Origin of the sequence: Nonomuraea sp. NPDC050547 (assembly GCF_044457345.1) — a bacterium.
In the GTDB taxonomy this organism is placed as follows: domain Bacteria; phylum Actinomycetota; class Actinomycetes; order Streptosporangiales; family Streptosporangiaceae; genus Nonomuraea.
In genome coordinates this window covers 534,078-546,886 of record NZ_JBITGW010000004.1, presented here as the reverse complement: position 1 = coordinate 546,886, position 12,809 = coordinate 534,078, and the positions used below count along the sequence as shown (strand labels likewise).

Below are 12,809 nucleotides of genomic sequence, written 5' to 3'. Positions count from 1 at the left end.
GGAACACCTCTTGCAGGGTTGGTCATGGTTTGCGGCCGACACCGGCGACCGCCAGCTTCAGCACCGGATGGCTCTCCTGGAACGGTTGATCGGGGTCGGGACGCCAGTCAGGCACCCCTACCAGCCCGGGATCGACCATTTCAAGACCCGCGAAGAAGCGGGCGATCTCGTCCTTGGTGCGGTATCGGGTGTTCCGGGCCTCCAGCAGCGAACGGCTCTGCTCGTCGCCCCTGTTCAGGAGGTGGTGGATGAACACGTAGCTGCCCGGGGGAAGGGCGGCGACGAGCTCCTTCGTGAGGTGCCACGGGTCCTCCTCGTCCTGGACGTGGTGGAGGATCCCGCAGAGGATCAGGCCGACCGGCCGCCTGAGGTCGATGTGCGCGAGCAGCTCGCGATCGCCCAGCAGGGCGGCGGGCTCGCGCAGGTCGGCGTGTACGGCCAGCGTGTTGACGTTCCTGGCCAGCAGGGCCCTGGCATGGACCAGGACATGAGGGTCGTTGTCCACGTAGGCGACACGCACCCCGGGATCGACCGAGTGAGCCACCTGATGCACGTTTTCGGCTGTCGGTAACCCGGTGCCGATGTCGATCAGCTGGCGTAGACCGACCTCTCCGACCAGAAATCTGACGACCCTGCCCAGCACCGCGCGTTGCGCGCGGACCCCGATCTCGACACCGGGCATGAGCGCGCGGATGCGCTCACCCTCGGCCCGGTCGACACCGAAGTTGTCCTTGCCCCCGAGCAGGTAGTCGTACACACGAGCAGGGCTGGCCTCCGACAGATTCAGTCCGTAGGGAGCCTCACCATCGACGTCTGCCACGACACCCCTTACACCCAAACCTATGATCGCCCTCTGAGCCTATCCGGAAAGCCACCCTGCCATCTACACGACATACCAACATAAATACCCATAAAACCGGACAAAGTACGCGGGATAATTTAAATCCGACGGTCAAAAGGCTAAAACTGACATATCCACTATATCTCCTTTAAATCTCTTCTCGTGCGTTACAGTGCGTGTCATCGTCGCTCACACCCCCTGGTTCATAAGGAGACACGGCATGCGGTTACGTGCCCTGGGGCGCACCGCCCTGATCGGCCTGGCGACAACCCTGGTGATTGCGGGGTGTTCTGGATCCGGGACGGAAAGCAAACCGGGGGGTACGGCCAACGCGTCGGGTCTGGAGAAGACCTCGTTGCTCATCGGCCAGTACCCCGGAGCCGACTCTGCGCCCCTGTTCATCGCCATGGAACGCGGCTTCTTCAAGGAGCAGGGACTTGATGTCAGGCAGGAGCCCATCCAGGCTCCGCAGGCCGTCTTGCCCAAGCTCAGCAACGGCCAGATGGACGTCGTCCTTGGCAGCTACGCCACCATCCTGACCATTCAGGAGGGCGGTTCGGAGAAGTTCAAGTACATCGCCGACTCCTATCAGGGAGCCAGCGGCGCGTTCGGCGTGATGGTCGCCAAGAATTCACCGATCAAGAAAATCTCCGACCTCAAGGGAAAGAAGATCGGCGTCAACGCGCTCAAGGGACTCGGCGTTCTCACCATGAACCCGCACTTGAAGATCAACGGCGTCGACCCGCAGAAGGACGTCACCTACGTCGAGATCGCGACCACCAACTGGCTGTCGTCGCTGGAGAAGGGCGACGCGGACGCGGTCTGGATGACCGACCCGTACGTCAGCGAGGCGGAGAGCAAGCTCGGCGCCACCATGCTGATCGACACCATGTCCGGCCCCACCGAGAGCCTGCCCATCACCGGCTGGGCCGCCACCGAGAAGTGGATCAGCGAGAACCCCAAGACCATGGCCGCCTTCCAGCGCGCGATGGCCAAGGCGCAGAACATCGCCGCCACCGACCGTGACGCGGTGACCGCGATCCTGCCCACGTTCACCAAGATCCCCAAGGAAACGGCCGCGACGATCAACCTCGGCAACTACCCGACCTCGCTGAACGCCCAGCGCATCCAACGCGTCGCCGACCTGATGGCCGAGTACGGCTTCCTGAAGGCGAAGATGGACGTGAGCACGATGATCGTCAATCCGCAGGGATGACCGCAGCGATCGACGGAACGCGGCGCGAGCGCGACCCGCTCGCCCGCGTCCCCCTAGCGAAGATCACCCGCCACGTCGTCGGCGTGGCGGCTTTTCTGCTTCTGTGGGAGGTCACGAGCCGGGCCGGGCTGTTCACCTGGCTGCCGAACGCCTCCGACTCGCTGATCAGGTTCGCCACGCTGGCCGCCGACCCCGTCTTCCTCGGCGACCTGGCCGCGACCCTGACCGCCGCGATCCTCGGGCTCGGGCTCGCGGTGCTGCTGGCCGTACCGGTCGGGCTGCTGCTCGGAACGGTGCCGGTGGTGGAGGAGACCACGCGCGCCATCGTGGAGTTCCTGCGGCCCATCCCGTCGGTCGCGCTGATCCCGCTGGCACTGTTCTTCTTCACGCCCGAGATCAACGCCAAGATCGCGCTGATCGTCTACGCCGCGTCCTGGCCCATCCTCATCAACACCCTGTACGGCGTGCGCGACGTCGACCCGGTCGCCGCCGAGACCCTGCGCTCGTTCGGCTTCGGCGCGGGCGCGGTGGTGTGGCGAGTGGCGCTGCCGAGCGCGGCGCCGTTCATCTTCACCGGTGTACGGCTGGCCGCCTCGGTCACCCTCATCCTGGCCATCAGCGTGGAGTACTTCGTCGGCGGCGCCAGCGGCGTGGGCAGGTTCCTCATCGAGGCCAGCACCGGCATCGGCGAGTCGGCCATGCTCGACGTGATCGCGACGCTGATCTGGGCCGGACTGGTCGGCCTGGTGGTCAACGCGGTGCTGCTGCGCGCCGAGCGGCGGCTGTTCAGGTGGCGGAGCGCATGATCAGGACTCTCGTCAAGCGGCTCTGGCTGATCCCCGTCGTCCTGGTCGGCTGGGAACTGGCCGCGGTCGCGGTCGCCAGCCCGTACTTCCCGGCGCCCTCGCGCATCGTGGTGCGGCTGTATGAGATGTTCGCCGCCGAAGAGGCGATCGGGCACGTCTGGCCGAGCCTGGCCAGGGTGGTCGGCGCCTGGTGCGTGGCGGTGCTGGTCGGTGTCCTGCTGGGCGTGGCGCTGGGGCGTACGCAATGGCTGGCCGACTACATCGACCCGCTCGTGGAGTTCGGCCGGGCGGTGCCGCCGCCGGCGATGCTCCCGGTCTTCCTGGTGCTGTTCAGCATGGGCACCGAGGTACAGGTGGCCACGATCATCTTCGGCATCATCTGGCCGATCCTGCTGAACTCCATCGACGGCGCCCGCCACGTGGAGCGGATGCAGATCGAGACGGCCACCGTCTTCGGCATCCCCGCCCACCTGCGGATCCTGCGCATCATCCTGCCCGCCGCCTCCCCCAAGATCTTCGCGGGGCTGCGGCTGAGCGTCTCACTGGCGCTCATCCTCATGGTCGTCTCCGAGCTCAAGGGCAGCACGGAGGGCATCGGCTACCTGCTCAGCCTCGCCTCCAACAATGCCGACATGCCCGCCCTGTGGGCCGGCGTCGTGATGCTCGGCGTGCTGGGCTTCCTTCTCAACTCCCTGTTCCTCATGGGCGAGCGCCGCGTCCTCGCCTGGCACCACAACCGGAGGCGGTCATGACAGACCTGCTGATCAGGAACGTGCGGGTGGTCACCCAAGAGCGTGACGAACCCGTTGAGGCGGACATCGCCATATCGGACGGCCGCATCACCGCGGTCGCCCCCGGCCTGCCGCCCGGCGACGACGTCATCGAGGGGAACGGCAAGCTCGCCTTCCCCGGCGTGGTCGACGCCCACCAGCACTGGGGCATCTACAACGCGCTGGAGGAGGACGCCTCGACCGAGAGCCGGGCGGCCGCCCAGGGCGGCGTCACCACCGCGCTCACCTACATGCGCACCGGCCAGTACTACCTCAACCGGGGCGGCCCCTACGCCGAGTTCTTCCCCGAGGTGCTCTCCCGGGCCGAGGGACGCGCCTACATCGACTACGGCTTCCACCTGGCGCCCATGTCGAGCACGCACATCGCGGAACTGCCCGACCTGATCGAGAAGCACGGCGTGCCCAGCTTCAAGATCTTCATGTTCTACGGCGGGCACGGCCTGCACGGCCGTTCCAACGACCAGAGCCGATTCCTCATGCTGCCCGACGGCGAACGCTACGACTACGCCCACTTCGAGTTCGTCATGCGCGGCGTCCAGGCGGCCCGCGAACGCTTCCCCGACCTGGCCGGCGAGATCTCGCTGTCGCTGCACTGCGAGACCGCCGAGATCATGACCGCCTACACCAAGCTGGTCGAGGAGGCCGGCGAGCTCAGCGGCCTGGCCGCCTACAGCGCCTCGCGGCCGCCGCACTCCGAGGGCCTGGCCGTCTTCATCGCCTCCTACCTGGCGCACGAGACCGGGCTGGCCAACATCAACCTGCTGCACCTGTCCTCGCGCAAGGCGCTGGACGCCGCGGTGCGCATGGCCGCCGCCTTCCCGCACATCGACTTCCGCCGCGAGGTCACCATCGGGCACCTGCTGGCCTCCGTCGAGACCGCCGAAGGGCTGGGCGGCAAGGTCAACCCGCCGATCCGGCCCCAGGAGGACGTCGAGGCGCTGTGGGAGTACGTGCTCGACGGCACCGTCGACTGGGTGGTCAGCGACCACGCCTGCTGCCGCGAGGAACTGAAGTACGGCGAGCCGCGGGACGACGTGTTCGTGGCCAAGGCGGGCTTCGGCGGCGCGGAGTACCTGCTGCCGGGGCTCGTCTCCGAGGGCCGGCGGCGCGGCCTGCCGTACGGGAGGATCGCCGCGCTCACCTCGTGGAACCCCGCGCGCAGGTACGGCCTGCGGTCCAAGGGCACGATCGCGCCCGGCTACGACGCGGACGTGGCGCTGGTGGACCCGGACCAGACGTGGACGGTGCACGCGGCCGACTCGGAGTCCACCCAGGAGTACACGCCGTTCGAGGGCTTCGAGCTGACCGCCCGGGTGACCGACACGTTCGTGCGCGGACACCACGTCATGGACGCGGGTAAGATCATCGGCCGTCCCCTCGGCTCCTATCTCGTGAGGCCCGGTGTTCACTGAAGGCGAGCTCCTCTACCTGCGTGACCACACGATCGGCCGGCTGGCCAGCGCCGGCGCCGACGGGCGGCCGCACGTGGTGCCGGTGCGGTTCCGGCTGTCGGAGGGCGGGCGGTCGCTGGAGATCGGCGCGCGCGACCTGCCCGTCCGCGGGCAGCGGCGCGCCTACCGCGACAACGCCGCCGAGAACCCGGAACTGGCGATCGTCGTGGACGACTACACCGAGGACGGCGTGCCGCGCGGCCTGCTCGTGCGCGGCACCGCCAAGCTCCACGACAGCGGCGGCGAGCAGGTGGTGCGCGGCGGCGGCCCGCAGTGGCTTGAGCTGCTGCCCGCCTCGATCTCCTCGTGGGGGATCGACTCGGCCGGGTACGCGCCCCCGATCCGCCGCGCGTTCTAGCCGCCCTGCCAGGCCAGCACCCTGCGCTGTACGGCCAGCAACACCGCGTTGAGCGCGTAGCCGAGCACCCCGATCAGCACCACCGCCGACCACATCCTGGGCAGGTCGCCGACCGCGTAGGCGTCCTGCAGCAGGTAGCCGATGCCGTTGGACGAGCCGGGCATCAGCTCGGCGAAGACCATGAGGATCAGCGCCACGGACATGCTCAGCCGCAGCCCGGCGAACACCTTCGGCAGCGCCGACGGCACGAGCACCCGCCACAGCCGCTGGACGGCGGTCAGGCGGAAGACCTGGGCGGTCTCCAGATGCTGCCGGTCCACGCCTTTGACGCCGTCGGCGGTGTTGAGCAGGATCGGCCAGAGCGTGGCGAAGGCGATCGTGGCCAGCTGCATCTGGGTGCCGACGCTCAGCAGCACGATGAAGACCGGCACCAGCAGCGGGGGCGGGACGGCGCGGAAGAGCTGCAGCACCGGGTCGGCGTAGGCGCGCGCCTTCTCCGACCGGCCCAGGACGAAGCCCAGGACCACCCCGGCGACCACCGCGCCCGCGAGCCCGGCGGCCAGCCTGCCCAGGCTCGGTGCGAAGTGCTCGATCGCCTGGTCGGTGAGGATGTAGGGGCCGGAGAACCACATCTCGTACATGCGGGCCGCGATCTGCGAGGGCGGCGGGAAGAAGCGGTTGCCCGCCGAGCGCGACAGCGCCTCCCAGGCCAGCGCGCAGGCGGCGAACACCGCCCAGCGGATCACCGGTGGGCCCATGAGAACAGGCGGCGCTCGCCGCGTACCAGCAGGGTGTTGGCGAGCAGGCCGAGCAGGGCGGCCCAGACGGTGACGGCCAGCACCTCGACCGTGGCGTCGGGGACGAACGTCGACTGGGCCACGTGCACCCCGATCCCCTGTCCGGTGCCCATGAAGATCTCGCCGGCGATGGTGGCGATCAGGGCGATGCCGGCCGCCAGCCGTACACCGGTGGCGATGAACGGCGCCGCGCTCGGCAGCGAGACCCGCACCAGCACCGCGGTACGGCCGAAGCCGAAGGCGCGCAGCGTGTCCACGGCCACCGGCTCGACGTCGCGCAGCCCGTACACGGCGTTGAACAGGACGGGCCACAACGCGACGTAGGTGACGACCACGAGCCGGGTGGTGGAGCCGGAGCCGAGCATCATGCCGACCAGCGGGAAGAGCGCGACGCCCGGCATCGGGCGGAGGAACTCCAGCACCGCCCTGCTCGCCCGCTCCACGCCCGGCAGGGTGCCGAGCAGCAGCCCGGCCGGGATCGCGAGGACGGTGGCCAGAAGCGTGCCGCCGGCCCAGGTGAACAGGGTGCCCGCCAGATGGGACAGGTAGCCGGGTTCCAGGGCGAGCGCCGCCGCCCTGGCCAGGATGTCCCCGGCGGGCGGCAGCGTGCCCCCGCTCGCCCGGCCCAGCGCCTCCAGGCCGGCCAGCAGAAGCGCGACGCCCACGACGCCGCGCCGGCGGTACCCGGTCAACCGCCCGGGGTGTAGATGAGGTCGGCGGCCTTGAAGTCGCTCTTGAGCAGGCCCTCGACCTTCATCTGGTCGATGACGCGCTGGAGGCGGGCGGCGTCGGGCGCGGTCGGGAAGTCGACGAGCTTGATCGCCGCCGCGGTCGTGGCGTCCATCTTGGTGTAGGTGGGCAGTTGCAGGACCTTCTCGACGCTGACCCGGTCGGCGGCCAGGCTCTGCGCCTTGCCGAGCGCCTTGCCCAGGGCGGCGGCGGTCTTCGGGTGGGCGTCGATCCACTCCTGCTTGACGAAGTAGCCGGCGGTGGGCCAGTTCTGCGTGGTGCCGGAGGCCAGGTCGGTGACGAGGCGGAAGCCCTTGCCCGCGGCCTGGCTGGTGAACGGCTCGGTGAAGGCGGCGGCGTCCACCTGTCCCGCCTCGACGGCGGCGACCGTGTTCGGGACCGGCACCTGCACGTACTCGACCTTGGCCGGATCGGCGCCGGCGTCGCGCAGGACCGCGTTGAGCATCAGCGGCTGGACGTTCTTCAGCACCGCTACGGCGACCTTCTTGCCCTCCAGGTCCTTGACCGTCTTGATCGGCGAGGACTCCGGCACCATGACCGCCTGGACACCGGGCTTGCCGACCGACCCCTCAGAGATGATCTTCAGCTTGGCGCCGTTGTCGATGATCTGCAGCAGGCTCACGTAGTTGGCGAAGCCCAGGTCGACCTCGCCGCTGTTGAAGGCGACGCTGCCCGCCTTGCTGTCGGTGAAGAACTGCGCGGTGAGGTCAAGGCCCTCGCTCTTGAAGACGCCCTTGTCGAGACCCACGTGCAGCCCGGCCTGGTCGAGGAACGGCAGCGCCATCGCCTTGACCACGCTCGTCTCCTGGCCCGCGGCGGTCTTGCCCGGCTCCGCCGCGTCCGTCCCCGAGCCGCATCCCGCCAGCGCCGTCGCGGCCACCAGGACCGTTAACAGCGACACTCGGGAGAATTTCATGAAAGTTCCACCTCTTCCGGCTTACGCCCCCTGCCACCCGAGCAGGCGGCGCTCGATCACGACGAACAGGGAGTTCACCCCGTAACCGAGCAGACCGAGCAGCGCGATGGCGGCCCAGACCCCCGGGGTGTCGAACCCCCGCTGCGCCTGCAGCAGCTGATACCCGATCCCGTCGGTGCCGCCGAACAACTCGGAGATCACCATCATGATCAGTGCCAGCGAAAGACTCAACCGCAGACCGGCCAGGATCTTCGGCGCCGCCGCCGGGATGATGACCCTGCGGACCTGCTCGGCGCGGGACAACCCGAACACGCGGGCCGTCTCGATCTGCAGGACCTCGACCGAGCGGGCGCCGTCGATCGAGTTCAGGAGCACCGGCCAGATCACGCCGAAGACGATCCCGGCCAGCTGCGTGGCCAGGCCGCCCTGCAGCAGCGCGAGGAAGAAGGGCAGCAGCAACGGCGGCGGCACCGAGCGTCCGAACTGGATCAGCGGCCCGGCGTAGTCCTGAGCCACCCGCGAACGGCCGATCAGCACCCCCGCCAGCACGCCGGCCGCGGCGGCCAGCACCCAGCCGGTGAACATGCGGGCCAGGCTCGGCAGCAGGTTGGCCACCGCCTCGTCGGTCAGGAACAACCGGGCGGCCGGGCCGGAGAACCACAGCTCGCGCATCCGGCCCGCGATCGCGGTCGGCGGCGGGAAGTCGGTGTCGGCCTTCAGCCGCGTGAGCGCCTCCCACACGACCAGCACAGCGGGCACGAACCACAGCCTGTTCAGCACGCTCACCCGGCCACTCCCCTGCGCGCCTCGTGCCAGCGGAACAGGCGGCGCTCTCCCGCCTCCAGCAGCGTGTTGGCCATCAGGCCCGCCGCGCCCGCCCAGAGCGTGGCGGCCAGCATGAGATCGGTACGGTTGCCGCTGCCCGCCTGGATGACGAAGACGCCGATGCCGGAGCTGCCTCCGGCCAGCAGTTCCGCGCTGACCGCGAGAATGAGGGCCACGCCGGCGGCGATGCGGACGCCGGTGGCCACGAACGGGGCGGCGCTGGGCAGGCTGACCCGCCACAGCACCGCCATAGGGCCGAAGCCGAAGCTGCGCAGGGAATCCTTGGCCAGGGGGTCGACCTCGCGCATGCCGTACAGCGTGTTGATGAGGATGGGCCACACGGCGGCGTACACGATCACCGAGGCCTTCATCGCGACGTCCACGGGGATGAGCAGGATCGCCAGCGGGATGATCGCCACCGACGGGATGGGACGCATGAACTCCAGCAGCGGGCGGGTCGCCCGCTCGGCGGCGGGCAGCGCGCCGAGCGCCACGCCCGCCGGCACCGCGACGGCGACGGCGGCCAGCAGGCCGAGCGCCCAGTTGAGCAGGGTGGCGGCGACGCCCCCCAGAAACGCGGGGTCGGCCAGGAGCAGCGCGGCCTCGATCAGCACGGCCGAAGGCGGCGGGAACACCACGCCCTCGGCCAGCCAGAAGCGCACGACCAGCTCGGCCACGAGCAGGAACGCGGCGACGCCCGCCGCGCCCCGCACGGCACGCACGCTCATCCGGCGGTGCTGACCAGGAGCGTCTTGACGTCCAGGGGCTGCTTGAGATATCCGAACTCCAGCATCAGGTCGGCCACCCGTTGCAACCTGGCCGCGTCGAGGTCGGTCGGGAAGCTTCCCAGCGTGATCTTCGTGACCGCCGTCTTGTCGATCTTCGAGTACGAGGGGATGACCTCCTCGACGGCCTTGCGGTCACCGGCGGCCAGCTTCTGCGCCTTGCCGATCGCGCGCTGGAAGGCGGCGAGCGTCTTGGGGTTCTTCGCGACCCACTCGCCGGTGGCCATCCAGGCGGCGATCGGCAGGCCGGCCGTCGGCCCCGTCATGGTGTCGGCGAGGACGCGCAGGCCCGGCTGGACCTGCGTGGCGGTGATGAACGGCTCGGTCAGCCATGCGGCGTCGGCCTGCCCGGCGGCCAGCGCGTTGCCCATGTCGGGGAACGGCTTCTCGACGAACTTCACCTCGCCCGGCGCCACGCCCGCGCTCTTCAGCGTCGAGGTGACGGCCAGCGTGCCGATGTTGTTGAGGGTGTTGACCAGGATGGTCTTGCCCTTGAGATCGGCGACCGCCCGGATCGGGGAGTCCTTGGCGACCATGAGGTCGAAGGTGTTCGGGGCGGCGCCGTAGAGGTCGCCGACCACCTTCACCTTCTCGCCCCTGCTCGCGGCGAGGAACGTGGAGACGTAGTTGGTGTGGGAGATGTCGAGGGCGCCGCTCTTGATCTGCGGCAGCGCGACGGCGCCGCCCTGGATCGTGATCGGCTCGACGGTGAGGCCCTCGTCCTTGAAGTAGCCCTTGGACTGGGCGATGTAGAGGGCGGCCGCGTCGGGGATGGGCAGCGCGCCCACCTTGATGACGGGCTTCTCCAGCCCGCCGGTGGACGCCTGCTCGGCACCGCCGCACGCGGTCAGCGCCAGGGTGGTGGCGAGCAGGAGGGCGGGGATCGTACGTCTCATGGTGTGCGCTCCGGGGGGTGGGGAGGGCCTGCCGCAAGAGACGATATTTCATGACGCGCGGCTTTTCTGACACCTTTTCGACGAGTGAAATCCCCAATCCGGACTCAAAGGCACAAAGCAACGTGAATTCTGGTCAATGCCAGCTATGGCTTCACAATTCGGGCCTCCGCTAGAGTCAGAGGGTCACTCGCGCCCCTCAAGGAACCCAACCTTGCTCGAGATATCCAACCTCAGCCACACCTACGGCAGCGGCCCCAGCGCCCACCACGCCATCGAAGGCCTCTCCCTGAGCGTCGCCGACGGCGAACTGCTGTGCATCGTCGGCCCCTCCGGCGCCGGCAAGTCCACACTGCTGCGCAGCATCGCCGGCCTCCTCACGCCCACCGGCGGCGAGATCAAGGTCGACGGGCAGCTGGTCACCCACACACCCGACAACCTGGCCGTCGTCTTCCAGGACTACAGCCGGTCGTTGTTCCCGTGGATGTCCGTGGCCGACAACGTCGCCCTGCCGCTGCGCCGCAAGAACATGGACAAGAAGGCGCGCAGAGACGCCGCGCAGGAGGCGCTGGAGTCGGTCGGGCTGGGGGACGCGGGCAAGAAATACCCGTTCCAGCTGTCCGGCGGCATGCAGCAGCGGGTGGCCATCGCCCGCGCCCTCGCCTACCGTCCGACGCTCATGCTCATGGACGAGCCCTTCGGCTCCGTCGACGCCCAGACCCGCGAGGACCTCGAAGACCTCGTGCTGCAGGTGCGCGGCCACCACCAGATGACCATCGTGCTCATCACGCACGACATCGACGAGAGCGTGTACGTCGGGGACCGCGTGGTCGTCCTGTCCAAGGCCCCCGCCAACGTGGTCGGCGACCTGCCCGTGGACCTGCCGTCCCCCCGCGACCAGATCACCACCCGCGAACACCCCGACTTCGTCCACCTTCGCGCCGAGGTGGGGCGTCTGGTCCGCGGCCTCGACTCCAAGACCCCCGCCTGAACTATCTTCCCGCCCTCAAGCGCTCGCCGTGGTCTCCCCGCCTTAAGGCGCTTTGGGGTTACGGCAAGCCGCCCCACCCCCACCCGCCGCACGTGGCGGGCGACCTTCCAGGGGAACGCTCCTCCGCCTCCGTGGCCGGCCACCGCGACGTGCGCGCGTGCACCCCCTGAGCGGGAAACCCCCGCATCCCAGAGGCTCTCCGCACGGGCCCCAGGCACCACGCGCGAGGCCGCGAGACGTTCGCCAGGGACAGGCGCGGGTTCACGCCGTGCCTGGGCGGGTCCAAGCCAGTGCCCTTTGGTGGATTCTCGGCCAGGAGTGCCGAGGTGGTTGTGGGCCAGGGGTGGGTTCTGGGCCAGGGGCAGGTTGGTTGGTTGGCCGGGCTTGGTCCGCTCGGCCAACTTTCCTGGGGTCAGGCCGGGGCGATCTGGCGGGTCAGGGCGTGTTCGACCAGCGTGATCAGGGTCGACTTGACCGACTCCCGGTTGCGGGCGTCGAGGCGGACGATCGGGGTGCCGTCGCTGACCGTCAGCGCCTCGCGCAGTTCCCGCTCATCGTGCAAAAAGGCCCCGTCCCAGCCGTTCACACCGACCACGAACGGCAGCTTGGCCTCTTCGAAGTAGTCGATGGCCGGGAAGCTGTCGGCCAGGCGGCGCGTGTCCACGAGGACCACCGCGCCGATGGCGCCGCGTACCAGGTCGTCCCACATGAACCAGAACCGGTGCTGACCCGGAGTCCCGAACAGGTAGAGGATCAGGTCGCGGTCCAGTGAGACCCGGCCGAAGTCCATCGCCACCGTGGTCGTGGTCTTGTTGGGAGTGAGCGACACGTCGTCGACGCCGGCCGACGCGTCGGTCATGACGGCCTCCGTGGTGAGCGGCAGGATCTCAGAGACCGCTCCCACGAACGTCGTCTTGCCCACGCCGAAGCCTCCAGCCACGACGATCTTCGTCGAGGTGAGGCCGGCGCTAGAGCCTGCGAAGTCCACTGAGTACCCTTTCGAGCAAGTTGAGGTCCGGCTTCCCCGCGTCCAGCGCAGGCTGGTGCACGCGGATCAGGCCTTCCGACGCCATGTCGGCGATCAGCACCCGGACCACCCCGAGAGGTTGCCGTAAAAGGGCGGAGATCTCCGCAACCGACCGAACATTTCGTGTCAGCTGGATGATCGCCTGATACTCCGGACTCAAGAGGGAAATATCTTGGTATTCCGACGTCACGGAGGAAACCAGCGCCTCCATGGCGAACTTCATCCGCGGAGCGGTACGCCCCCCGGTCACGGCATAAGGCCGCACCAGAGAGCTCGGCTTCTGCGGACGGGGCGCCGACGGATGCGGCGGAGTGCTATCACCAGCCCAACCCTGACCTGACACCATGATCTCCTGTCACCGC

At 69.0% G+C, this 12,809-nt stretch carries 15 protein-coding genes; 6 read left to right on the top strand and 9 right to left on the bottom strand.

Features of this window, described 5'->3' with window-relative positions:
- Window positions 1–22 precede the first annotated feature (22 nt).
- The gene (locus tag ACIBHY_RS13295) at window positions 23–820 is read right to left on the bottom strand and encodes an SAM-dependent methyltransferase (RefSeq protein WP_397306771.1); all 798 of its coding nucleotides are present in this window, start codon (window positions 818–820) and stop codon (window positions 23–25) included.
- A gap of 241 nt (window positions 821–1,061) precedes the next feature.
- Here ACIBHY_RS13295 and ACIBHY_RS13290 point away from each other — a divergent pair, with 241 nt between their 5' ends.
- From ACIBHY_RS13290 to ACIBHY_RS13270, 5 genes are read left to right on the top strand one after another with little or no spacing between them, the layout of a single operon-like run.
- A complete protein-coding gene (locus ACIBHY_RS13290; RefSeq protein WP_379620330.1) occupies window positions 1,062–2,057 on the top strand; it encodes an ABC transporter substrate-binding protein in 996 nt (331 codons plus the stop codon).
- A complete protein-coding gene (locus ACIBHY_RS13285; protein ID WP_397306770.1) occupies window positions 2,054–2,863 on the top strand; it encodes an ABC transporter permease in 810 nt (269 codons plus the stop codon). Before ACIBHY_RS13290 ends, ACIBHY_RS13285 begins: the two co-directional genes overlap by 4 nt.
- Entirely contained in the window at window positions 2,860–3,615 is a 756-nt protein-coding gene (locus ACIBHY_RS13280; protein WP_397306769.1) for an ABC transporter permease, read from the top strand. Before ACIBHY_RS13285 ends, ACIBHY_RS13280 begins: the two co-directional genes overlap by 4 nt.
- Window positions 3,612–5,066 (top strand): dihydroorotase family protein, encoded by a 1,455-nt coding sequence (locus ACIBHY_RS13275; RefSeq protein WP_397253555.1) that lies wholly within the window; start codon window positions 3,612–3,614, stop codon window positions 5,064–5,066. The genes ACIBHY_RS13280 and ACIBHY_RS13275 overlap by 4 nt, the downstream gene beginning before the upstream one ends.
- Entirely contained in the window at window positions 5,056–5,463 is a 408-nt protein-coding gene (locus tag ACIBHY_RS13270; RefSeq protein WP_397253553.1) for a pyridoxamine 5'-phosphate oxidase family protein, read from the top strand. The genes ACIBHY_RS13275 and ACIBHY_RS13270 overlap by 11 nt, the downstream gene beginning before the upstream one ends.
- Here the strand turns inward: ACIBHY_RS13270 and ACIBHY_RS13265 are convergent.
- The 6 genes from ACIBHY_RS13265 to ACIBHY_RS13240 are packed head-to-tail and all read right to left on the bottom strand — an operon-like array spanning window position 5,460 to window position 10,432.
- On the bottom strand, window positions 5,460–6,221 hold the full coding sequence (locus ACIBHY_RS13265; RefSeq protein ID WP_397306768.1) for an ABC transporter permease: 762 nt from the start codon (window positions 6,219–6,221) through the stop codon (window positions 5,460–5,462). The two genes, ACIBHY_RS13270 and ACIBHY_RS13265, sit on opposite strands and share 4 nt — an antisense overlap.
- Entirely contained in the window at window positions 6,206–6,952 is a 747-nt protein-coding gene (locus ACIBHY_RS13260) for an ABC transporter permease (RefSeq protein ID WP_397306767.1), read from the bottom strand. Before ACIBHY_RS13260 ends, ACIBHY_RS13265 begins: the two co-directional genes overlap by 16 nt.
- On the bottom strand, window positions 6,949–7,926 hold the full coding sequence (locus ACIBHY_RS13255) for an ABC transporter substrate-binding protein (RefSeq protein ID WP_397253548.1): 978 nt from the start codon (window positions 7,924–7,926) through the stop codon (window positions 6,949–6,951). The genes ACIBHY_RS13260 and ACIBHY_RS13255 overlap by 4 nt, the downstream gene beginning before the upstream one ends.
- 21 nt (window positions 7,927–7,947) lie before the next feature.
- Window positions 7,948–8,712 carry an ABC transporter permease gene (locus tag ACIBHY_RS13250; protein ID WP_397306766.1) on the bottom strand — a complete coding sequence of 255 codons (765 nt, stop codon included), beginning with the start codon at window positions 8,710–8,712 and terminating at the stop codon, window positions 7,948–7,950.
- Window positions 8,709–9,479, bottom strand: coding sequence for an ABC transporter permease (locus ACIBHY_RS13245; RefSeq protein ID WP_397306765.1), 771 nt, complete (start codon window positions 9,477–9,479; stop codon window positions 8,709–8,711). Before ACIBHY_RS13245 ends, ACIBHY_RS13250 begins: the two co-directional genes overlap by 4 nt.
- A complete protein-coding gene (locus ACIBHY_RS13240; RefSeq protein ID WP_397306764.1) occupies window positions 9,476–10,432 on the bottom strand; it encodes an ABC transporter substrate-binding protein in 957 nt (318 codons plus the stop codon). The genes ACIBHY_RS13245 and ACIBHY_RS13240 overlap by 4 nt, the downstream gene beginning before the upstream one ends.
- A 211-nt stretch (window positions 10,433–10,643) precedes the next feature.
- Here ACIBHY_RS13240 and ACIBHY_RS13235 point away from each other — a divergent pair, with 211 nt between their 5' ends.
- Window positions 10,644–11,420: an ABC transporter ATP-binding protein gene (locus tag ACIBHY_RS13235; RefSeq protein ID WP_397253541.1), complete on the top strand. Its 777-nt coding sequence runs from the start codon at window positions 10,644–10,646 to the stop codon at window positions 11,418–11,420.
- A 412-nt stretch (window positions 11,421–11,832) separates the two neighbouring features.
- On the opposite strand, the gene ACIBHY_RS13230 is transcribed toward ACIBHY_RS13235, so the two are convergent.
- A complete protein-coding gene (locus ACIBHY_RS13230) occupies window positions 11,833–12,408 on the bottom strand; it encodes a GTP-binding protein (RefSeq protein WP_397253539.1) in 576 nt (191 codons plus the stop codon).
- Window positions 12,389–12,793 (bottom strand): DUF742 domain-containing protein, encoded by a 405-nt coding sequence (locus tag ACIBHY_RS13225; protein ID WP_214641576.1) that lies wholly within the window; start codon window positions 12,791–12,793, stop codon window positions 12,389–12,391. Before ACIBHY_RS13225 ends, ACIBHY_RS13230 begins: the two co-directional genes overlap by 20 nt.
- Between the last annotated feature and the right edge of the window lie 16 nt (window positions 12,794–12,809).